The organism is Methylocaldum sp. RMAD-M (assembly GCF_017832375.1).
In the GTDB taxonomy this organism is placed as follows: domain Bacteria; phylum Pseudomonadota; class Gammaproteobacteria; order Methylococcales; family Methylococcaceae; genus Methylocaldum.
Map to the genome: position 1 here is coordinate 77,543 of NZ_JAFIBZ010000001.1, position 22,028 is coordinate 99,570.

At 58.4% G+C, this 22,028-nt stretch carries 20 protein-coding genes; 17 read left to right on the forward strand and 3 right to left on the reverse strand.

What is annotated here, in order from left to right:
* Window positions 1–21: 21 nt before the first annotated feature.
* Window positions 22–729: a C39 family peptidase gene (locus JOD69_RS00330; protein WP_086133661.1), complete on the forward strand. Its 708-nt coding sequence runs from the start codon at window positions 22–24 to the stop codon at window positions 727–729.
* Between the two features lie 41 nt (window positions 730–770).
* Here the strand turns inward: JOD69_RS00330 and JOD69_RS00335 are convergent, their stop codons facing one another.
* Window positions 771–1,265 (reverse strand): histidine phosphatase family protein, encoded by a 495-nt coding sequence (locus tag JOD69_RS00335; protein WP_077731751.1) that lies wholly within the window; start codon window positions 1,263–1,265, stop codon window positions 771–773.
* 483 nt (window positions 1,266–1,748) lie between these two features.
* Between JOD69_RS00335 and JOD69_RS00340 the strand changes: the two genes are divergently transcribed.
* The 6 genes from JOD69_RS00340 (at window position 1,749) to JOD69_RS00365 (ending at window position 8,535) form a co-directional block, all read left to right on the forward strand.
* Window positions 1,749–3,335 (forward strand): glucan biosynthesis protein G, encoded by a 1,587-nt coding sequence (locus JOD69_RS00340; protein ID WP_240506858.1) that lies wholly within the window; start codon window positions 1,749–1,751, stop codon window positions 3,333–3,335.
* On the forward strand, window positions 3,332–3,832 hold the full coding sequence (locus JOD69_RS00345) for a hypothetical protein (protein WP_077731749.1): 501 nt from the start codon (window positions 3,332–3,334) through the stop codon (window positions 3,830–3,832). The genes JOD69_RS00340 and JOD69_RS00345 overlap by 4 nt, the downstream gene beginning before the upstream one ends.
* Before the next feature lie 13 nt (window positions 3,833–3,845).
* Window positions 3,846–5,906, forward strand: coding sequence for a glucans biosynthesis glucosyltransferase MdoH (gene mdoH / locus JOD69_RS00350; RefSeq protein WP_086133658.1), 2,061 nt, complete (start codon window positions 3,846–3,848; stop codon window positions 5,904–5,906).
* Window positions 5,907–5,919: 13 nt separating this feature from the next.
* Complete coding sequence (locus JOD69_RS00355) at window positions 5,920–6,555, forward strand: uracil-DNA glycosylase family protein (RefSeq protein WP_240506855.1); 636 nt, start codon at window positions 5,920–5,922, stop codon at window positions 6,553–6,555.
* A gap of 277 nt (window positions 6,556–6,832) precedes the next feature.
* Window positions 6,833–8,197: a nucleotide 5'-monophosphate nucleosidase PpnN gene (ppnN, locus tag JOD69_RS00360; RefSeq protein ID WP_086133656.1), complete on the forward strand. Its 1,365-nt coding sequence runs from the start codon at window positions 6,833–6,835 to the stop codon at window positions 8,195–8,197.
* A 35-nt stretch (window positions 8,198–8,232) separates the two neighbouring features.
* Complete coding sequence (locus tag JOD69_RS00365; RefSeq protein ID WP_086133655.1) at window positions 8,233–8,535, forward strand: antibiotic biosynthesis monooxygenase; 303 nt, start codon at window positions 8,233–8,235, stop codon at window positions 8,533–8,535.
* 206 nt (window positions 8,536–8,741) lie between these two features.
* Here JOD69_RS00365 and JOD69_RS00370 read toward each other — a convergent pair whose 3' ends face one another.
* The gene (locus JOD69_RS00370) at window positions 8,742–9,239 is read right to left on the reverse strand and encodes an SPOR domain-containing protein (RefSeq protein ID WP_240502602.1); all 498 of its coding nucleotides are present in this window, start codon (window positions 9,237–9,239) and stop codon (window positions 8,742–8,744) included.
* A 169-nt stretch (window positions 9,240–9,408) separates the two neighbouring features.
* Window positions 9,409–11,169, reverse strand: coding sequence for an arginine--tRNA ligase (gene argS / locus JOD69_RS00375; RefSeq protein WP_086133654.1), 1,761 nt, complete (start codon window positions 11,167–11,169; stop codon window positions 9,409–9,411).
* A 269-nt stretch (window positions 11,170–11,438) separates the two neighbouring features.
* On the opposite strand from argS, the gene ndhC reads away from it, so the two are divergent.
* The 10 genes from ndhC to nuoK all read left to right on the forward strand — a co-directional run bounded on the left by ndhC (window position 11,439) and on the right by nuoK (window position 21,835).
* Window positions 11,439–11,852 carry an NADH-quinone oxidoreductase subunit A gene (gene ndhC / locus JOD69_RS00380; RefSeq protein WP_077731742.1) on the forward strand — a complete coding sequence of 138 codons (414 nt, stop codon included), beginning with the start codon at window positions 11,439–11,441 and terminating at the stop codon, window positions 11,850–11,852.
* Between the two features lie 12 nt (window positions 11,853–11,864).
* A complete protein-coding gene (locus JOD69_RS00385) occupies window positions 11,865–12,503 on the forward strand; it encodes an NADH-quinone oxidoreductase subunit B (RefSeq protein WP_077731741.1) in 639 nt (212 codons plus the stop codon).
* Window positions 12,504–12,513: 10 nt separating this feature from the next.
* Window positions 12,514–14,304 carry an NADH-quinone oxidoreductase subunit C/D gene (gene nuoC, locus JOD69_RS00390; RefSeq protein ID WP_086133653.1) on the forward strand — a complete coding sequence of 597 codons (1,791 nt, stop codon included), beginning with the start codon at window positions 12,514–12,516 and terminating at the stop codon, window positions 14,302–14,304.
* A 734-nt stretch (window positions 14,305–15,038) separates the two neighbouring features.
* The gene (gene nuoE / locus JOD69_RS00395) at window positions 15,039–15,536 is read left to right on the forward strand and encodes an NADH-quinone oxidoreductase subunit NuoE (protein WP_086133652.1); all 498 of its coding nucleotides are present in this window, start codon (window positions 15,039–15,041) and stop codon (window positions 15,534–15,536) included.
* On the forward strand, window positions 15,521–16,795 hold the full coding sequence (gene nuoF, locus JOD69_RS00400) for an NADH-quinone oxidoreductase subunit NuoF (protein WP_086133651.1): 1,275 nt from the start codon (window positions 15,521–15,523) through the stop codon (window positions 16,793–16,795). The genes nuoE and nuoF overlap by 16 nt, the downstream gene beginning before the upstream one ends.
* Before the next feature lie 13 nt (window positions 16,796–16,808).
* Window positions 16,809–19,487 carry an NADH-quinone oxidoreductase subunit NuoG gene (gene nuoG, locus JOD69_RS00405; RefSeq protein WP_086133650.1) on the forward strand — a complete coding sequence of 893 codons (2,679 nt, stop codon included), beginning with the start codon at window positions 16,809–16,811 and terminating at the stop codon, window positions 19,485–19,487.
* Complete coding sequence (nuoH, locus tag JOD69_RS00410) at window positions 19,484–20,428, forward strand: NADH-quinone oxidoreductase subunit NuoH (RefSeq protein WP_077731735.1); 945 nt, start codon at window positions 19,484–19,486, stop codon at window positions 20,426–20,428. Before nuoG ends, nuoH begins: the two co-directional genes overlap by 4 nt.
* A 61-nt stretch (window positions 20,429–20,489) precedes the next feature.
* Window positions 20,490–21,017 carry an NADH-quinone oxidoreductase subunit NuoI gene (nuoI, locus tag JOD69_RS00415; RefSeq protein WP_077731734.1) on the forward strand — a complete coding sequence of 176 codons (528 nt, stop codon included), beginning with the start codon at window positions 20,490–20,492 and terminating at the stop codon, window positions 21,015–21,017.
* A 15-nt stretch (window positions 21,018–21,032) separates the two neighbouring features.
* A complete protein-coding gene (gene nuoJ, locus JOD69_RS00420; protein ID WP_205780840.1) occupies window positions 21,033–21,527 on the forward strand; it encodes an NADH-quinone oxidoreductase subunit J in 495 nt (164 codons plus the stop codon).
* The gene (nuoK, locus tag JOD69_RS00425) at window positions 21,524–21,835 is read left to right on the forward strand and encodes an NADH-quinone oxidoreductase subunit NuoK (protein WP_077731732.1); all 312 of its coding nucleotides are present in this window, start codon (window positions 21,524–21,526) and stop codon (window positions 21,833–21,835) included. The genes nuoJ and nuoK overlap by 4 nt, the downstream gene beginning before the upstream one ends.
* Window positions 21,836–22,028: the final 193 nt, after the last annotated feature.

Here is a 22,028-nt window from a genome sequence, read left to right on the forward strand (position 1 = left end):
TGTCTGGTTTAGGGAAAGGGAATGACAAAGATAAGCGGCTTAATTGTGTGGGGGGTGTTGCTGTGCGCTGCCATGGCACACACGGTTGTGGCCGAGCCGAGAACGGCGCCCGCGATAACGCGGCATACCTTGATCGAGCTCCGGGATCGGGCGGTCGTCAAGCAGCGTCTCGATTATTCCTGTGGTGCCGCGGCATTGGCGACCCTGCTGCGGTACTACTATGGCGAGGATACCTCCGAGCAAGATATTCTGAATCGCCTTAATGCAATTTTGGTCAATTTGACCAAGGAGCAATGGGCACACAAGAAGCGGATCGGTTTTTCGCTGCTCGATCTCAAGAAGGTGGCTCAGCAAAAAGGCTACCGGGCAGCAGGCTTCGAATTGACGATCGATCAGCTAAAACAGCTGATAGCGCCCGTCCTGGTCTACGTGCATCCTTTCGGATATCACCATTTCGCCGTACTGAGAGGAATTGCTGGTGACCGGGTCTACCTTGCCGATCCCGGGCGCGGCAACCTGCGAATGAGTCTATCGCGCTTTCAAGACGAGTACGGCGGCGTCATCTTCGTGCTGGGAAAGCCGGGGGAAGAAAACATCGTGTCCTATCCACTGGCGCTGGGAAGGCCTTCCGACTACCCGGAAGTGCGGTTGCGGGATTTCGCCGAGCGAGCCGACATTCTGACCAGTTCCGCGACCAATCTGAATGTCAGGATACACCCACCGCGTTAGCTTAAACCCTATTGTCCGGGGGGGGCGGGTGCGGGAGATGGTCAAGGGTGCTGTTTGGGAGAGTCGAAGAAAACCAGACGGCCGCTCCCGTGCATGACGTATGCCCAGGCATCGACCGGGAACTTGATCGCAGCGATTCCGCAGGTCGGAAGAGTGCCGAGACTTTCGCCGGTCAGCCGAGTGACCAGTTCGCTGAGATCGGGGTTGTGGCCGATTAGGTAGACTCTGTTATGGATATTCTCTAGGGACCGAATCAATTCGAGGAGAGCCGGTGTCCCTTGCAGGTAAATGCTGTCACGTACCGCGATTGCCCGGCTGTCGTAGCCGACCGCTTCCGCGATCAGTTCGGCGGTTTCGAGAGCGCGTTTTGCCGGGCTCGTTACGATTAGATCCGGTTCCTGTCCGCGAAACTTCAATACATCGCCCATGACCGGCGCATCGCGTTTGCCGCGGTTGTTCAAGGGACGGTCGATATCCGCCAGAAACGGTTGATCCCGGTCGGATTTGGCGTGACGGATGACGATTAGGCTTTTCATGGCGGCGACCGCGCGCTGTTTCCAATTTGATCACGGCATTTTCATGAAACGATCTTTCCTGTACAAGAGGGGGAAGCTGGACGCGCTTTCGATGGAAGAGCTCGGACAGTACCTCGACGGAATGATTTTTCGTTATGCACCGGCAGGTTATACTATGCCCAAATGGCGTGTTTCCGCCGCGTTCTCATCCTCTTTCGTGGTCCTAAGATTCCGACTGAGTCGTATTTGAAGCAGTTCGTTCTTTTTAATACACCCGTTTTGCAAGCAAAGTCCGTAATACTCGATCACGACAGTGATCAGTCGAGTATTCTTGGCGTGCTTGTCGTTTAGTAATGCCTTGACAATATTGTGGGTTTTGCTATTTAGGGCTAATTTGCCCCGGCTTTTGAGCTCGGGCAAGGAAAAATGCATGTGAACGTAAGAGATCTGAGCCTGGTCCGCAGCACAAGATTTGGTTACTGAGTTTCCGAGGAAAAACACACTGTGAGCTTTCGAAGCTGGATTGTCGTCTTTTTGTGTCCTTTATTTTTCAATGATGCCTTGGCCGAGCCCGGCAAGCCGGCGCCGCCGCCACCCCAAGTTCCAGCTCCGAGCGCACCCGTTACACCTCCGGCCGACAAAGCGCCGGCCAAGCCTTTCGAGTTTTCGGATGTGGAGCAGAAGGCAAAGGAATTAGCCCGCAAGCCTTATGTGCGCGACGAAGCCGGGATGCCCGAGTTTCTGACCAAGCTGGATTACGATCAATACCGCGATATTCGGTATAAACCGGAAAAAGCCCTCTGGCGCGATGAGAACCTGCCCTTTCAAATTCAGGCGTTCCATCGCGGTTTTATGTTCAAGGACCGCGTGATCATCAATATCGTGGACCACGGAAATGCGACGCGGCTCGCGTATTCGCCGGAACTATTCGACTTCGGCAAGAATCAATTTCCCAATCCACTTCCCGCGGATCTAGGATTTGCCGGTATACGCTTCCATCATCCGCTGCGGAAAGACGACGTCTCCGACGAAATCGCCGTTTTTCTAGGCGCCAGTTATTTCCGGGCGGTCGGATTGGGACAGTTGTACGGCTTGTCCGCGCGCGGGCTGGCGATCGATACCGGTTTGCCTAAGGCGGAGGAGTTCCCGATCTTCAAAGAGTTCTGGATTGAAAAGCCGGCGAAGGACGCGAGTTCGCTCACGGTGCACGCTTTACTGGATAGCCAAAGGGTAACCGGCGCTTATCGCTTCGTCATTCACCCCGGCCTTGATTTGACCATGGATGTGACGAGTCACCTTTATTTTCGCCAGAGCATCGAACGGATTGGAATTGCGCCGCTAACCAGCATGTTCTTTCACGGCGAGAACACCGATCGTTTCATGGACGACTTCCGGCCGGAGGTGCACGATTCCGATGGCTTATTGATCGGGAGAAGCACCGGCGAATGGGTATGGCGTCCGTTGAACAACCCGCGCCAGCTTCGCATCAGCGTCTTCAGAGATGAGAAGCCCGTGGGTTTCGGCTTGATGCAAAGAGACCGCAATTTCGATCATTACCAAGACTTGGAAGCCAGCTATAACCGCCGTCCCAGCGCCTGGATCGAAGCTTTGGGCGATTGGGGGCCGGGCGCGGTTTACCTGATTGAAATTCCGAGCGACGCGGAGAAATACGACAATATCGTCGCTTTTTGGGTGCCCGATCAGCCAACCGGAGAAGGCAAGGAATATACGTACAGCTATCGTCTCCATTTCGAATTGGACGAATTCACCGCGCCTGGCGGCGGAAAAGTCGCGGCCACCCGTATCGGCGCGACCATTCCGGATAGTCCTAATCGCAAATTCGTCGTCGAGTTCGCCAGTCCTACGCTCAAGCTGCTCAGCGACAAGGCCTCGGTCGAAGCCGAGGTAAGTGCTTCCGCCGGTAAGATTACCAATACCGTGGTTCAGAAAAACAGTGAAAATGATCAGTGGCGTTTGAGCTTTGATTTAGAACCCGAAAAAGATAAAGACCCGGTCGAGTTGCGTGCGATGTTGAAATCCGGCAAGGATGCGCTTACCGAAACGTGGGTTTATCAGTGGAACCGTCGATGAATCAAGTACGGATTTTAGAAGAGATGATAACGTCCGGCGATGCGGACTCCGCTCCTCAATCATGGCTTCCCGGGATCAAGGAGCGGGTCGTCGCCTACCTGCAGAGCCTCGGCTTGTCTCGGCAGGATCTGATCGAGAACTTAGCCGACGACTGTCTGAACCGTGCCCGCCGCCGGGTCGGACGCGGGGCTGGAGACGAATTGCTCAAGCGTGCGATAGAGGAGGCCCAGCGGCGTTTCGACCACGCCTTGGCGCGAGCCATGCGCTTGTCTCCGTCCAAGGATCCTCATCCCATAGCGGCGGCCCGCGCCGCCTTGCTGCTGACCGGTTGCCCGTCGGCCAGCGACGCTCTGTTCGGAAATCCGGATCCGCCGTCTGAGACGGGTGAAATGCTAAGAGAAATTCTGCCCCGACCCACTCCGCCCGAGGACTCCGTTCCTATGGCCGAACAGCCGCTGAGATTCTGGCTGTTCAAATCGACTCATCAAAGCAGCTAACCCTTTTTCAAATATGTCTTCCAATGCCAGCGCTCTGCCGGGCTATGTCCGCACTTTAAGGCGAACGTTTTTCTTCACTCTGGTAACCCTGACGGCCTTCGCGGCGCTTGCCATGATAACGAGCGCTTTCCTGCAGAACGGAATAACGCCGCAGGAGATCGTGCTGCTCATACTTTATACCTTGCTGATTCTGTGGATCAGCACCTCGTTTTGGACCGCTACGCTCGGATTCTGGTGCTTGCTTCGGGGTGGCGACAAGCGCTCGATTTCGAGACTGGTCCCGAATCCGGACATGACGTCCGACCAGGAGCCGGCGCTCACGGCGCTGGTGATGCCGATCTACAACGAGGATCCGGTGCGGGTATTCGCGGGACTGCGGGCGATTTATCAGTCGCTCCGCGAAACCGGGCGCGCGGACGAGTTCGAACTGTTCATCCTCAGCGATACGCGCGATCCCGATACCTGGATGCAGGAGGAGGTAAACTGGTATCGCATGTGCCGCGACTTCAATGCGCACGGCAAAATCTTTTACCGCAATCGCGAGAAGAACATCGCCCGCAAGAGCGGCAACATCGAGGATTTTTGCCGTCGCTGGGGCGGCCGTTACCGCTACATGATCGTCCTCGATGCTGACAGCCTCATGGCCGGTGAGACGCTGACGAAAATGGTGGATCTGATGGAGGCTCATCCCCGCGTCGCACTGATTCAATCACCGCCGCTGCCGGTAAATCATAAATCCTTGTTCGCCCGTATCCTCCAGTTCGCCAGCAGTTTGTACAGCGACATCTTCATTGCCGGGATCAATTTCTGGCAGCTCTCGGGTAGCAATTATTGGGGGCACAACGCGATTATCCGCATGCAGCCCTTCGTTCGGCATTGCGGTTTGCCGAAGTTGCCGGGGCGGGAGCCATTCGGCGGCGAGATCTTGAGCCACGACTTCGTCGAGGCGACTTTGTTGCGCGAGGCCGGATGGGAGGTGTGGCTGGCGGCCGATCTCAAGGGCAGCTACGAGGAGCTGCCGCCGACGCTGATCGACTACGCCAAGCGCGATCGGCGTTGGTGCCAGGGGAATTTGCAACATTTGCGCATGGTGTTCGCCCGCGGCTTTTCTGGACTCAGCCGTTTGTATTTTCTGATGGGCATCATGTCCTATCTGTCCTCGCCGTTATGGTTGCTGTTTCTGGTTTTAACCGGCTTTGAGGCGTATGTGCAGAGCCAAACCATGCCGGTTTATTTTTTCGGCGACAATATTTTTCCGGTCTGGCCCGAGTCTTATGCGGTCGAGATGACGACGGTCTTGCTGGTGACGCTGGCCATGCTGTTTCTGCCGAAATTCTGGAGCTTTTTGCTGCTCCTGATGCGTCCCAGAATAATCAAGGGCTATGGCGGCGTGATACGCGCCGCTTTCAGCGTCTTTTTCGAAAGCGCATTTTCAGTGCTGACGGCGCCTGTGCTCATGCTGTATCAGAGCAAATTCGTCGTCGCCATTTTGCTGCGTCGCAGCGTCGGCTGGCCTCCGCAAAATCGCGGCGATCACCGTTTGAGCCTCAAGGAAGCCACTCTGGCTCACGGCGGGCAGACGCTGACCGGGTTGGGTGCCGGATGGCTGAGCTACGAGTATGTGCCTGACTTTTTCCTGTGGCTGATTCCCGTTCTGGCCGGGTTGGTCCTTGCCATACCCGTTTCGATCCTTTCCAGCAGCACGTCGGTGGGTTCGCTCGCCCGTAAACTCGGATTTTTCCTGACTCCGGAAGAGTATAAGGCGCCGCGTGTCGTCGAACTGCTCCACGAAAATCTTGCCCGTACCGAGCAAGCGGGTGCGCAAAATGAAGGCGAGTTGAACGTTGCCGATCCGGGAACGTATTCCCTCCACTTCGCTCTTTTGCCCGATCGTCCGGTGAAAAAGCGCCAGCGCCACCAGTTGCGCGCTTTGGTGTACCAATTGGTGGAAGAGGGGCCGGAAACGCTGTCCGCCGCCGACAAGCGTGCCTTGATTTCCGATCCGGAGACGCTGACTCGGTTGCACACCTTGGCTTGGAGCCGGAAGGACAAGGACACCCCTCAATTGTCCTGAGGAGCGACCGCCCATGAACGAGCGGTTGCGCTCATTGATCCTCCACCAAGAGGCCTTGAAGAACTGCGTGCGTTGCGCCGGGATGATCGGTCCGGTGGTGATGGGGCGCGCCGTGTTGTCGCCCGTGATCCTCATCGGCCAGGCGCCGGGCGGCAAGGAAGGGCAATTCGGAAAGCCGTTTGCGTGGACAGCGGGAAAAACCCTTTTCAAATGGTTTGCCGAGATAGGCATATCCGAAGACAATTTTCGCCGCAACGTCTACATGGCGGCCGTATGCCGCTGCTTTCCCGGCAAGAACCCGAAAGGCGGCGATCGGGTTCCGTCTCCGGAGGAGATCGATCGTTGCGCCGATTGGCTGAATGCCGAAATTCGGCTTATAAGACCCAAGCTCATTATTCCGGTCGGCAAGCTGGCGATCCGTCAAATTCTCGTCGCCGATAGACTGGATCAGGTGATCGGGCTTAGGCACGAGCTTTGTCGAGAAAGTCTAGAGATAGACGTAATACCCTTGCCTCACCCGTCCGGGGCCTCCACCTGGCACCGCCGAGAACCCGGCAAAACCCTGCTGCATAATGCGTTAAGGCTAATTCGCGAGCATCCCGCTTGGGGTGAGGTCTGTCACGGCTCGAGCGACGGCGTTTTGACATAGCGCAAAAGTTATGCACAACGGATGAGTTGTTTTTCAGTGCTTTCGGTGTACCGGCGTCAGGTTTTTGACGTTTTTGGCAAGTTTTTGATTATTTGCATGTTTTGGCCCAAGAATAAAAATCGTCAAATTAAGGAAAGATCAGGACCGGCGGGGTTTCAAAAGTGTTTTAAGACTGCATTCCACAAACTTATCCACAGGTTCTGGGAAGTTCTTCTTTTTAAGGAGTGCGACAGAATGCTTATCAATAATCAATGGAAGATCTAACAAAGGAATTCCGATGCAAACAATCAACGCTCAGGTAAGGCCGGAAGGCACTCTGGAGGTTTTGTCCAAGCTGGAAGTGGCGAAGCTGCTCGATACCAGCCAGGGCGGTCTTCACGAGCTCTTCCGGCGTTGTTCGCTGGCGGTCCTGAATTGCGGCAGCGCTGTCGATGACACCAAGCTGGTGCTCGAGCAACATAAAGACTTTGACATTCGCGTATTGCAACAGCAGCGCGGTATCAAGCTGGAGGTGCTGAACGCGCCGGCCTCGGCTTTCGTCGACGGCGAGATGATCAAAGGCATACGGGAGCATCTGTTTTCGGTGCTTAGGGATATCGTTTTCACCGGATCGGAGATCGTATCGAATTCGGCGTTCAATCTGGGCAAGTCGGAAGATATCACCAGCGCCGTTTTTCACATTCTGCGCAACGCGGGCAGCCTGATCACGAATACCTCTCCGAACTTGGTCGTATGCTGGGGAGGCCATTCGATCAGCCGGGAAGAATACGATTACACCAAGGAGGTCGGCCATGAGCTGGGGTTGCGGGGGCTCAACGTCTGTACCGGCTGCGGCCCTGGAGCCATGAAGGGGCCGATGAAAGGCGCCACGATCGGCCATTCAAAACAACGTATCTACGAGGCCCGCTACGTGGGCATTTCGGAGCCGGGAATCATCGCCGCGGAGCCTCCGAATCCCATCGTCAACGAGCTGGTCATCATGCCTGATATCGAAAAACGCCTCGAAGCGTTCGTAAGGCTCGGGCATGGCATCGTCGTCTTCCCGGGCGGGGTCGGCACGGCCGAGGAGATTCTCCACCTCTTAGGGATTCTGCTTCACCCCGACAACAAGAATTTGCCTTTTCCGGTCATTTTGACGGGGCCTGCGGAGTGCGCCGGCTATTTCGAGCTTATCGACCGGTTTATGGTTTCGACGATCGGTCGAGACGTGCGCCGATGTTATCGGATCATCGTCGACGATCCCGCCGGCGTTGCCCGGGAAATGAAAGAGGGGATCAGCCTGGTGCGGGAATTCCGGAAACAGAACGGTGACGCCTACTATTTCAACTGGCTGCTGAAGATAGAGCAGCAGTTCCAGATCCCTTTCGTACCCTCGCATCAGAATATGGCTTCATTGGAATTGCATCGACAGCAGGAGCCTCACCATCTGGCAGCCAACCTGCGCCGAGCCTTTTCCGGAATCGTGGCTGGAAACGTGAAGGCGGAAGGCATACGAACCATCGAGGAGCATGGGCCTTTCGAGCTGCGGGGGGACGCGGAGGTCTTGAAGCCTCTGGATGAGTTGTTGGCGGCGTTCGTCGCACAGGGCCGCATGAAGCTTCCGGGCGTGCGTTACGAGCCGTGTTACCGGCTGGTAGCGTAAATTTTGAGGAAAAAACGATTTAAGAGGAGTTCGAGATGTTCATTGCCATGAATCGATTCAAGATTGCTTTAGGGAAAGAGAGCGAATTCATTGCAATCTGGCGGAATCGTGAAACCTACTTGCATGAAGTTCCGGGATTCCGTGAATTTCATCTGCTTCAAGGTCCGAGCAATGAGGACTTCACGCTGTTCGCTTCCCATTCGACGTGGGAGTCGAAAGAGGCTTTCGAAGCCTGGACGCGTTCGGAGGCATTTCGCAACGCTCATGCCAGCGCGGGCGGAAGCAAGGGGCTCTACCTCGGACCGCCTCAGTTCGAGGGTTTCGAGGTCGTCCTTTAAGCGATCGGTCGAGCCCTCATGGGATCTCTAGAGCATTTTCCTGTTCGGCGTAGCGCTCCCAAGCTGCAGTAGGTCGGCAATCCTTTGCCGACACACGCGGTAGACGAGGGGCTTTGTCGGCAAAGGATTGCCGACCTACAAATTATTTTGGCCCGCATTTTGAGCAATCGGATCGCCGGATAATCCGGTACGGTGGGGCAAAGGAGTTATTTCGCCGCTTTCTGCACGATGCTGTCGATGCCTTTCTTGCGCAGGTAGGCCCTGATCTTGTCGGCATCGGCCAGAGTGGCGTACGGGCCGATTTTGACGCGGTACCAGGCCGAATTATCGATCTCGATCATTTCGATCTTGGCCTTGATCTTGATCTTGGCCAGGTCGCCCTTCAGTTGCTCGGCATTCTGTAGATTGTCGAAAGATCCTGCCTGCACCAGATAAAGCGCTGCGGTGGGTTTGCTTCCCTGGCTTTCTTCCCGCTTGATCGTTTTAATCTCGCTTTCAGGAATGATGACTTCCTTTTCGGGGAGGATCTTATAAAAAGTAAACCGGGGCTCGCGCGACTTAATCGGCTGCGGTTTCTGCTCGGGTTTTTGGGCGGCTGTTTTCTTGCCCTCGGTGTTTTGTTTCCTTTCCTGCTGGGGCTGACTCTTTTTTTCGGCTTCCGGAACCGCAGCAGCGGCTTGAGGCGCCGGCGCGGGTATGGACACGGGTTCCGGGGCCTTTGGAGGGGCCTCGCTATCGGCACCTGAGAAAACGTACACAACGAGCCCGATCGCACCAGCAATGCCGACCGCCGCTAGGCCCCAACGTCTCGGAATTTGGAGCTGGCGTTTTCGGTATCCCGGAATCCGGTGCTTATAGTCCTTGGACATGCCTTTACATTGCTTCGGGTGCGGAAACGTCCAGCAGGCTTAAACCGTTGCCGATCACCTGTCTCACCGCGGCAATCAAATTGAGCCGGGCATCCCGTAACGCGGCATCCTCCACCAGGAACTGGTGGGCGTTGTAATAAGTGTGGAATTCGTACGCCAGCTCGCGCAGATAATGCACCAGATGATGAGGCTCGTGCTGAACGGCCGATTGTTCCACAACCTCGGTATAGCGGGACAGCGTGTTGATTAATGCCAACTCGTGCGTTTCCGTCAATAGGTCCAGACGATTCATGCCGCCGGCGAGGTCGCGTTTCCAGCCTTTTTCGTCCAACTGCCTAAACACGCTGCAAATCCGCGCGTGAGCGTATTGCACGTAATAAACCGGATTTTCGTTGGTCCTCGAGGTGGCCAGCTTCAGGTCGAAATCCATATGCTGGTCGGATTTTCGCATGACATAGAAGAACCGGGCCGCGTCTTTGCCCACTTCGTTGCGAAGCTGCCGGAGCGTTACGAATTCTCCGGAGCGGGTGGACATCTGGACTTTTTCTTCCCCGCGATATAACACCGCGAACTGGACCAGCAGCACGTGGAGCCGTTCCGGGGCGCCCCCCAATGCCTTGATGGCGGCCTTGACGCGGGGAATGTAGCCGTGATGATCGGCGCCCCAGATGTTGATGATTTGATCGAAGCCGCGCTCCAGCTTGTTCAAATGATAAGCGATGTCGGATGCGAAATAGGTCATCTGACCGTTTTCTCGAACCACCACCCGGTCCTTTTCGTCCCCCAGCCGGCTCGAAGCGAACCAGGTTGCCCCGTCTTTTTCGTAGAGATAGCCCGCTTCTTGAAGCTTTTCCAGCGCACGCTCGATGGCGCCGGTATCGGCCAGGCTGCGTTCCGAAAACCACTCGTCGTAATGAACCCCGAACTCCTCCAGATCCTGGCGAATGTCGTCGAGGATGCTGTCGAGGCCGGCGTCGAACACGATTCGGTAATCGTCGGCGCCGAGCAGCGACTTGGCCCTTGCCACCAGCGCATCGATATGAACTTCCTTATCGCCGCCCTGGGGCTCGTCCGGTGGAATGTCCGCCATGACTTCGGCGGTCGGGCGCCGGTATTTCTCCCCGACTCGCTTGTGCAGATCCCAGGCAATCGTCCGAACGTATTCGCCGCGATAACCGTTGCTCGGGAAGGTCAGCACCTCGCCGCATTCTTCCAGGTAGCGGAGCCACACGCTGGCGGCCAGAATATCCATCTGCCGGCCGGCATCATTGACGTAGTACTCCCGGTGTACCTCGAATCCGGCGGCAGCAAGCAGGTTCGCCACCACGGCGCCGTAGGCCGCGCCGCGCCCGTGTCCCACATGCAAGGGGCCGGTCGGATTGGCCGAGACGAATTCCACCTGAACTTTGCGGCCGGCGCCGACGGCGGTCTTGCCGAACTCGTGCCCGGCTTCGTGAATATCGGCGACGATTCGATGTTGAGCCTTGGGATCGATGAAGAAATTGATGAATCCGGGGCCTGCGACCTCCAGCTTGGCGACGATGCCGTCATGGGGCAGTGCCGCCACGATTTTTTCCGCCAACTGTCGGGGATTGCATTTGGCGGCCTTTGCCAGGGTCATTGCGAGATTGGAGGCGAAATCGCCGTGCTGCGCATCGCGCGCACGCTCCACCATAATGGTCGGATCGATATCGGGAGGTAGCTCGCCATTCGCTTTCAATGCGGAAACGGCGCCATGCAGCAGATTCTCCAGACGTTTTTTCATGCGGGGAATGGTTAGGACGGGAAAAATGAGCGGCTATTATCCTAAAATCGCGGACGTGCTTGCAACGCAGCGACTGCCAAGGGCCTGTGAATGCCGCATGGTCGCCTTCCTGTCGCTCGTCTTCCTGGCTCAGCCCCAAACGCCGTTCGTCCCGAATGGTTTTTCGGAACTATGTATTTCTACTTATAGGCCGGTTGCGGCCGGTCCGATTAATCTGCGGGCAAGTTGATCGCCCTTGCAGTCCGCTGCAGCACATCCGGAGGAGTGGCATGAATGCCGATCTGGTGCAGGCATCGAATCTTTGGCCGTTCATCGCTTATATCGCGGCGATCATGGTCGTAATCGCGGCGATGTTGGTGATCCCCCGTTTTCTTGCCCGGCCCAGTCGCGGACGCGCGACCGGCGAGCCTTTTGAATCCGGCGTCGTGCCAGTAGGCGATATTCATGTGCGCCTCACCATACGGTTTTATCCGGTCGCCATCTTTTTCGTGATCTTCGACCTGGAAGCCGTTTTTATCCTCGCTTGGGCCGTCGCCTTTCGCGAGGCCGGGTGGATCGGGTACATCGAAATGCTGGTGTTCATCGGCATTTTGCTGGCCGCTCTGGTTTATCTCTGGCGGATCGGCGCTCTGGATTGGCGTACCGAGCGGCAGAAATTGCAGGATGCCCGACTACAAATTTAAGGGGAGTACGGGATGGAGTGGACTCTTACCAAAGCCGATTCCGACCCAGCGCCCCGCCCCGGCGAGCGCGTCAGCGAGGAAGCCATGCGCCGCAACCTGCTCATGGCGAAGTTGGAGGACCTGATCGCCTGGGGTCGAGCGAATTCCGTCTGGCCTTTCAATTTCGGGCTTTCCTGTTGCTACGTCGAAATGGCCACCGCTTTCACGAGCCGTTACGATATCGCCCGCTTCGGTTCCGAGGTGATCCGGGCAAGCCCGCGGCAAGCGGACCTGATCGTGATTTCCGGCACGGTCTTCATGAAAATGGCTCCGGTCATCAAGCGTCTCTACGAGCAGTTGCTGGAGCCGCGCTGGGTGATTTCCATGGGGTCGTGCGCCAATTCGGGCGGGATGTACGATGTTTACAGTGTGGTTCAGGGTGTGGACAAATTTTTGCCGGTCGACGTGTATGTGCCGGGCTGCCCGCCGCGTCCGGACGCCTTGCTCGAAGGTCTGATCCTGCTGCAGGAGTCGATCGGAAAAGAGAGACGGCCCCTAGGCTGGACGGTCGGCGAAGGCGGTGTTCAGAAAGCGCCGATCAAAAGCTTCCGAGACCTCAAGACTCCGGAGCGCATGAGGGCCACCGAGTTGCGCAGTCCGGATCGCCTTTAAGGTATTTAGGATGACTTTTACCACGACGGCAGGCAGCGCGACAACGACGGAAAGGCCGAAGACCGGCGCTATCGTCGGCGAACTCCGGCGCCGTTTCGGGGATGACGAATTTACCGTTCAATCCACCTATGACGGCATTCCAACCCTTTGGGTAAGCAAGGACCGTTTCGTCGATTGTCTGACTTATCTGAAGCGCGAGACCGAGCGGCCATACCCCATGCTGTTCGATCTCACCGCGGTGGACGAGCGCCTGCGCCAATACCGGGATGGGCTCCCGGCCAGCGAATTCACGCTGGTCTATCATCTTTTGTCTTTCGATCGGAACGAGGATATCCGTCTCAAGGTCGCCTTGGCCAATGGCGGTTTGAGCGTGCCGAGCATCGCCTCGCTTTGGCCCAACGCCAACTGGTACGAGCGCGAAGTCTACGACATGTTCGGGATTCGCTTCGAAGGCCATCCGAATCTCCGCCGTATCCTGATGCCGCCCACCTGGAAAGGGTATCCGCTGCGCAAGGACCATCCGGCGCGGGCCACCGAGATGGGGCGGTTCTCGTTGCCCGAGCAAAAGCAGGAGGCGGAGCAGGAGGCCTTGCGGTTTGTGCCCGAGGAATGGGGCATGAAACGGCAGAAGAACAGCAGCGATTTTCTGTTTCTCAATCTCGGCCCTAACCACCCCAGCGTGCACGGGGTATTCCGCATCGCCCTGCAGCTCGACGGCGAGGAAATAGTCGATGCCGTGCCGGATATCGGCTATCACCATCGTGCCGCGGAAAAGATGGGCGAACGCCAGTCCTGGCATACCTACATCCCTTATACCGACCGGGTGGATTATCTCGGCGGCTCGCTGAACAACCTGCCTTACGTCATGGCGCTGGAACAAATGGCCGGCATCGAGGTGCCGCCCAGGGCGCAGACAATCCGGGTGATGATCTCGGAGTTTTACCGGATCAACAATCACCTCTTGTTTTACGGCACCTTCGCACAGGACGTCGGACAACTATCGCCGGTTTTCTACATGTTCGTCGATCGCGAGAGGGTCTTCGAAATCATCGAAGCCATTACCGGTGGGCGCATGCACTCCAGCTTTTTTCGCATCGGCGGCACGGCGATGGATTTGCCCGAGGGCTGGGACAAGAAGGTGCGGGAATTCGTCGACTATTTTCCGAAACGGCTGGCGCACTACGACAAGATGGTGCTGGCGAACAGCATCCTCAAGCGGCGCACCCAGGGCATCGGCGTTTACGACACGAAAGAGGCGATCGACTGGGGCGCTACCGGACCGGGGTTAAGGGCCACAGGTCTCGCCTGGGACTACCGCAAGGCGCGTCCCTATTCCGGCTACGAAAATTTCGAATTCGAGGTCCCGTCGGGGAAAAACGGGGACTGCTACGACCGGTGCCTGGTGCGGGTCGAAGAAATGCGGCAGAGCTTAAGAATCATCGAGCAATGCCTGAACAACATGCCATCGGGCCCCTACAAGGCGTTTCATCCGTTGACGACTCCACCGCCGAAAGCGCGGACCATGCACGACATCGAGACGCTGATCCAGCACTTTCTGAACGTCAGCTGGGGGCCGGTAATCCCGGCCGGGGAGGGCTCCGCCTGCGTGGAAGGGACCAAGGGGCTGTATCGCTATTACCTGACGAGCGACGGCAACACGACGTCCTACCGTACCCGCGTCCGTACCGCCTCGTTCCCCCATCTTCAGATGATTCCACTGATGTCGCGCGGCCTCATGATCGCCGATCTCATCGCGATCCTGGGGAGCATCGATTTCGTGATGTCGGATGTGGATAGGTGAGGGGGATATGACGTTTCTAAATGGCTTGTTTGCGGAGGTTGAGGATGTCGGTCTAGCCAGCGGGTTTGGGGTAGTGGCAGCTGGTGCTGCCGGTGATTTTAGATGCGGGTCTCGCCCCGCGGGCGAGTTACTTTTGCAAACCCCATCCATGGGGTTTGCCCTTTGGGCCCGCCTTCGGCGGTCCAAACTCGCTCCCGGCGAGTTTGTCTTTGCTTGCCCAAAGACAAATTTGTCGGGAACAAATTTGGACGCGCGAAGTGCGCCCGAAGGATTTGCGCCAGGACAGGCGCAAATCCAAAGTAACCAAAAGAAACGGCGCCCGAGCGGCATGCTTTTCCTGCGCTTCTCGCTTTGGCGCTGGGGCGACAGAAGGAGCTTCCCTGCTCCTCTGTCGCCGCGCGTCTTCCTGACGCGCCCCTTCGGGCATTCCAGCGCCAAAGCTTGCGATGCTCGGGCATGCCGCACGGGACAAAAATAGCAATATCCCGTATGACGCACCTGAGCATCGCAGTCCTGGACCGGAAAAGCCCGAAGGGGTGCGCAAAGGATTGCGCACGTGTCCCGAGGGACATGGAAGTCCCTTCGGGACGCCCCGCGGCCAGGACGAGAAGCGCAGGAAAAGTGCGTCATCCGGGCGGCGTTTTCTTTGGTTACTTTCTTTTGGCCGAACAAAAGAAAGTAACCCGCGTGCGGGGCGGTTCCCCGCATCAAAAAATGATTTTTCGGGTTCTCTTATGAACGAAGCCCGCATCTTGAGCGAACAGGAAACCGCCGAAATCCTCGCGGCCGCGGGTCATTATCCCGATAAATCCGCCGCCTCCGTCGAGGCGCTCAAGATCGTGCAGAAATATCGCGGCTGGGTGTCGGATGAAGCGTTGAAAACCGTTGCCGGGCTCTTGGAGATGTCGCCGGACGAACTGGATGGGGTGGCGACGTTTTACAACCTGATCTTTCGAAGGCCGGTCGGCGAGAACGTCATTCTTTGTTGCGACAGCGTGAGCTGCTGGATGCTGGGGGCCGATAGAATCCGTGGGCATCTATCCGAAAGGCTGGGCATCGGCTTGGGCGAAACCACGACGGACGGACGTTACACGCTGCTGCCGATCGTCTGTCTCGGCGCATGCGATCGCGCGCCGGTGCTGATGGTCGGCGAAGAGCTTTACGAAGACGTGGACGAATCGAAAATCGATGAGCTATTAAAAAGGAACGGCCAGACATGGACAGACCGCTGACGCAGAACATCAAGCCCGATCTCTCGCCGGTGACGCTGGACGATTACCGCCGCGCCGGTGGCTATGAGGGCTTGGCCAAAGCCTTGAAAGAAATGGCGCCTGCGGACGTGATCGGGGCGGTCAAGGATTCCGGGTTGCGCGGGCGCGGCGGTGCCGGGTTTCCCACCGGCGTCAAGTGGAGCCTGGTGCCGCAGGGCGAGTCGGCGGAGCAGAAATATGTGGTGGTGAACGCCGACGAAATGGAGCCGGGCACTTTCAAGGATCGCCTGCTGATGGAGGCCGACCCGCACCAGCTCATAGAAGGCGTGGTCATCGCCGCCTATGCCGTGCAGGCCGATACGGCCTATATCTTTCTCCGGGGCGAATACCATCTTTCCGCGAGCCGGCTTGAGCAAGCCTTGGGGGAAGCGCGTAGCGCCGCCTATCTCGGCAAAAACATTCTGGGCTCGGACTTCGATCTGGAGATACATCTTCATACCAGCGCGGGGCGCTACATCTGCGGCGAAGAGACCGCGCTCCTGAATTCGCTCGAAGGCAAGCGCGCAATACCGCGCGCCAAGCCGCCGTTTCCCCAGATCAGCGGACTGTGGGGCCGTCCGACGGTCGTCAACAATGTCGAGACCTTTTGCAACGTGCCCCATATCATCCGCAACGGCGTGGACTGGTACCGGGGATTGGGCCGGGGCGAGGATGCCGGCACCAAGCTGTTCGGCGCGAGCGGTCGGGTCAAGAAGCCGGGGTTGTGGGAACTGCCCATGGGCACGCCGATCCGGGTACTGATCGAGGAATGCGCCGGCGGCATGCAGGAGGGGTATACGCTGCGAGGGTTCCTGCCCGGCGGCGCATCCACGGATTTTCTGCTGCCCGAGCACTTGGATCTGCCCATGGATTTCGACGCGATGATGAAAGCCGGCAGCCGGCTCGGCACCGGCACCATGATCGTGCTGGACGATCAGACCTGTCCGGTGCGAATGGTGCTCAACCTGGAGCGGTTTTTCGCGCAGGAATCCTGCGGCTGGTGTACCCCCTGCCGGGACGGGTTGCCGTGGGTCGTCGAACTCCTCGAAGGCCTTTTGGTCGGACGTGGCCGGCCGGAGGACCTGGACCAACTCGAACAGCTCGCGCGCCTGATGGGACCCGGCAATACCTTTTGCGCGCTCGCGCCCGGGGCCGCCGAGCCGTTACAGAGCGCATTGAAATATTTCCGGGCCGATTTCGAACGCTATTTGAAACCGGCATCGACTGCAAGGGTGGCCTGATAGGATTCAATCCATGGCAAAAATCACGGTAGACGGCCAGACCTACGACGTAAAAGCGGGAGACAATCTGCTCAAGACCTGCTTGTCGTTGAGGCTAGATTTGCCGTACTTCTGCTGGCATCCGGCCCTCGGGTCCGTGGGCGCCTGCCGGCAATGCGCGGTCGTGCAGTACAAGGACGAGAGCGACGCCCAGGGGCGGCTGGTCATGGCCTGCATGACCCCGGTGACCGAGGGCCTCCGCGTGTCCCTCGAAGCTCCTCAGGCACGGGAGTTCCGCGCCGGAGTCATCGAGTTCCTGATGACCAATCATCCTCACGATTGTCCGGTGTGCGAGGAGGGCGGCGAGTGCCATCTCCAGGACATGACGGTCATGACCGGGCATACCTTTCGTCGCTATCGCGGCTTGAAGCGCACCCACCGAAACCAGTATCTGGGACCGTTCATCAATCACGAGATGAACCGCTGCATCGCCTGTTACCGCTGCGTTAGGGTTTACCGCGACTACGCCGGAGGCAAGGACCTCGACGTGTTTGCATCCCGCAACAACGTCTATTTCGGGCGCTTCGAGGACGGCGTTCTGGAAAACGAGTTCAGCGGCAATCTGGTCGAGGTCTGTCCCACCGGAGTTTTCACCGATCGGACGTTCAGCCAGCATTACGTCCGGAAGTGGGATCTACAGCATGCGCCCTCGATTTGCGTGCACTGCGGGGTGGGATGCAATACCAGCCCCGGCGAACGCTACGGAACGCTTAGGCGCATCGTCAATCGCTATAACGGAGAGGTGAACGGCTATTTTCTCTGCGATCGGGGCCGCTTCGGCTACGGATTCGTGAACAGCGAGCGGCGCATACGCCAGCCGATGCTTCGCGGAGAGCCGGTCTCCGGGGAGACCGCGCTGGCCCATTTTCAAGGCTTGCTGGGCGGTCACACGATCGGAATCGGCTCTCCCCGCGCCTCGTTGGAAGTCAACTTCGCCCTGCGGGAACTGGTCGGCGCCGAGCATTTTTACGCCGGTTTTGCCCAGGGGGAGGCATCGCTGGCAGCGGCCATACTGGACGTGCTGAGACATTGGCCGGTCCATAATCCGTCGCTGCGGGAGGTGGAGCAGGCGGACGCCGTCTTGATCCTGGGCGAAGACGTGGCGAATACCGCGCCGCGTGTGGCGCTCGCGTTGCGCCAGGCGGTTCGGAACCGCGCTTTCGAACGCGCCGACCGGCTCAAGATACCGCGCTGGCAAGATGCCGCCGTAAGAGCGGCGGCTCAAGGCGAGAAGAGCCCGCTGTTCGTCGTAGCGCCTAACGCTACCCGGCTGGACGACATAGCGGAAGCGATCTGCCGGGGAACGCCGGAAGACATCGCGCGGCTGGGCCTGGCAATCGCCAACCGGATCGATGCCAGCGCGCCGGCGGTGGCCGACCTTTCGCAAGAGGACGAACATCTGGCGGAACTCATCGGCGATACCCTCACTGCCGCGGCGCATCCGCTCATCGTCTCGGGCACCGGTTGCGGCAGTCTCTCCGTGGTCCGGGCGGCGGCCAATATCGCCTTAGCCTTGAGCAACCGGCGAGAAGGAAGGGCTGTCGATCTGTGCTATGTCGTGCCGGAATGCAATACGCTCGGATTGGCGATGATGGACGAGCGCAGCGTCAAGGACGCCTTCGCCGCGGCGAAGACCCGAGACTTGAACACTGTGATCGTGCTGGAGAACGATCTTTACCGGCGGGCGGACGCCGGGGCCGTGGACAGCTTTTTCAACGGTACGCGGCATGTGGTGGTGATCGATCATATTCGCCACGGCACTGCAGCCAAGGCCCAATTACTTCTTCCGGGAAGCACGTTTGCGGAAACCGAGGGCACTCTGGTCAGCCTCGAGGGGCGGGCGCAACGTTTTTATTCCGTCATGCCGGGCAGCGGCGAAATCCGCGACAGCTGGCGCTGGCTAGCCGATGCCGCAGCGAAACGCTGGTCGAACATCGATGCGCTTACCGCCGCTTGTGCCGCGGCTCTGCCGGAATTCGGGCCGATCCGGAACGCCGCTCCGCCGGCGGGTTTTCGTGTCGAGGGCGAAAAGGTCCCGCGCGAACCCCATCGCTATAGCGGACGGACCGCGATGTTTGCAAACCGCGAAATCCATGAACCCAAGCCGCCCGACGACCCCGATTCGGCTTTGGCGTTTTCCATGGAAGGCGCAAGTGTCGACGTGCCGCCGGCATTATTGCCATTCGTCTGGGCGCCAGGTTGGAATTCGCATCAGCAGGCCGTCAACAAATTTCAGGATGAGGTGAGCGGGGCTTTGCGAGGCGGCGATCCCGGGGTGAGGCTTTTCGAGTCGCCGGAAACGGCGGAGCCCCGCTGGTTCGACGAAGTGCCCTACCGTCTACGCGACGAAGCCCGTTGGCGGGCCATCCCGCTTTACCACGTTTTCGGCAGCGAAGAGCTGAGCGCGCTATCGCCGCCATTGGCGGAGCGGGTGCCGGCAGCCTATGCCGCGCTGCACCCGGAGGATGCGGAAAGACTCGGCGTCGGCGAGACCCTGGCGGTGCGGCTGAACGAGCGCGTCGTGCGTTTGCCGCTGAGGCTGGAATCGTCCTTACCGAGAGGCGCCGTGGGCATCTCCGCCGGCCTTGCCGGTCTGTTCCGTAGCGATCTTCCGGCATGGATCGCCATCGAAAAAGAAGGGGAGAGGCCATGACGCTGGGGTCGCCGTTCGATATCGCCGGCATTCTCGGGGCGTTGATCACCGTGGCGGCGCTCTTGATCTGGGTCGAACGCCGGCTGCTCGCCATCTGGCAAGACCGTCTGGGCCCCAATCGCGTGGGACCTCTGGGACTGTTCCAGGTCGTCGCCGATATGCTCAAGATCCTGAGCAAGGAAGACTGGATTCCGCCCTTCGCCGACAAACCGGTATTCGTGCTCGCTCCGGTCGTGATCATGGGATGCATGCTGGCCGCTTTCGCGGTGATTCCGATCGCGCCGGACATCGGAATCATCGATTTCGACTTCGATTTGCTTTATGTGCTGGCGGTCCTGGCGCTGTCGGTGTACAGCGTGGTTCTGGCCGGTTATGCGTCCAACAGCAAATACTCGCTGATCGGTTCCCTGAGGGCTACGGCGCAGGCCATCAGTTACGAGGTATTTCTGGCGATGTCCGCGTTGGGGGTCGTCATGCTGGCCGGAACCTTCGATTTGCGCGCCATCGTGGAAGCGCAAAGGGACGGATGGTTCGTGGTGCCGCAATTTCTGGGATTCATCCTGTTCTTTATCGGGGTTCTCGCGGAAACTCACCGCACCCCGTTCGATCTGCCGGAAGCGGAAAACGAGCTGGTGGCCGGCTATCACACCGAATATTCCGGCATGAAGTTCGGCATGTTCTTCGTCGGCGAGTACATCGGCGTTACCCTCGGGGCGGCCCTGATCGTCACTCTGTTCTTCGGCGGCTGGTTGGGGCCGGTCTTGCCGCCCCTGGCTTGGTTCACGATCAAGACCGCCGTCTTTATCCTGCTGTTCATTCTGGTGCGCGGTTCCCTGCCGAGACCGCGCTATGACCAGCTCATGTCGTTCGGGTGGCTGGTGATGCTGCCGCTGTCGTTCCTGAATTTACTGGTTACCGGAGCCGTCATCCTATGGCGATAGGGCATCGGAGGAACGAAAAGCTGGCTTCGCCTGTATCACCCATGGCTGTGGGTGAGCCGTCATGTTGAAGGACTTCTTGACTCAGTTCCAGACGCTATGGACTGTGTTCCAGCATACGTTCACCAAGGCGGACACCGTGCAATATCCCGAGGAGAAGCCGGCCCTGGCCCCGCGCTATCGCGGACGAATCGTGCTGACCCGCGACCCCGACGGGGAGGAACGCTGCGTGGCCTGCAACCTGTGTGCGGTGGCATGTCCCGTGGACTGCATCGCCCTGCAGAAGACCCAGGACGAATACGGCCGCTGGTATCCGGAGTTCTTCCGCATCAACTTTTCCCGCTGTATCTACTGCGGGTTTTGCGAGGAGGCCTGTCCGACCTACGCCATTCAATTGACGCCGGACATGGAGATGAGCGAGTACGACCGCCGCAACATGGTTTATGAGAAGGAGCATCTTTTGATCGACGGGACCGGCAAATATCACGATTACAACTTCTACCGCGTCGCCGGGAAAAGCGTGGCCGGAAAAGATAAGGGCGAGGCCGAGAACGAGGCGCCGCCGGTGGACGTCCGGAGTCTGTTGCCTTAGGAGAACGACCCCATGCTGTATGTCCTGTTTTATTCCTCCGCCTTGATCAGCGTGATTTCCACGCTGCTGGTGATCGTTTCGCTCAACGCGGTGCACGCCCTGTTGTACGTGATTTTGTCCCTGCTGGCTTCGGGCGTCGTGTTCTTTCTCATGGGGGCGTACTATGGAGCGATGCTCCAGATCATCGTTCACATCGGGGCGATCATGATGCTGTTCCTGTTCGTGGTGATGATGCTGAATCTGGGGCGGCGAACCCTGGAGCAGGAGAGAAAGTGGCTGCCGCCTGCCGCGTGGCGGTGGCCGTCCGCGATGGCGGCGGTGCTACTGACCGAGCTGATCTTCGTCCTGATGCAGGAAGAGCGGGCCGCGCTCGGCCATATCGTCGCATCCAAGGAGGTGGGCATTCGGCTGCTCGGACCTTATGTGCTGGCAGTGGAATTGGCGTCCATGCTTCTCCTGGCCGGATTGGTCGGGGCTTATCACTTGACCCGGCAGGAGGTGAAGAAATGAACGGAACCATTCCCGAGGCACACGGACTGCTGTTGGCGGCCGTCCTTTTCGCGCTGGGGCTCACCGGCGTTCTGGTGCGGCGCAACCTGATCTTCATGCTGATCTCCCTGGAAATCATGCTGAATTCGACGGGGCTCGCTTTCATCGTCGCCGGCTCGCGCTGGAATCAGGCGGACGGGCAAATCATGTTCCTGCTGGTGCTTGCGATGGCGGCGGCGGAAGTAGGCGTGGCCATGGGCTTGGTGACGCAGATTTATCATCGGTTCGAGACCTTGGATGTGGACGCTTTGAGCCGGATGAAAGGTTGAGTGCCGCTGCCGTGAAACCGATCGGCTGGATGGATCAAAAACATCGACGCCGTGAAGGGGTCGGATTTTAGAAGATTTTTCACCGCCATCTTGCGACATGGTATAGGAAACGCCGCCCTACACCCCGCAAAATGGAGGCCGAAAGAGTTGTAGGTCGGCAATCCTTTGCCGACAAATCCTGCGTCGGCAAAGG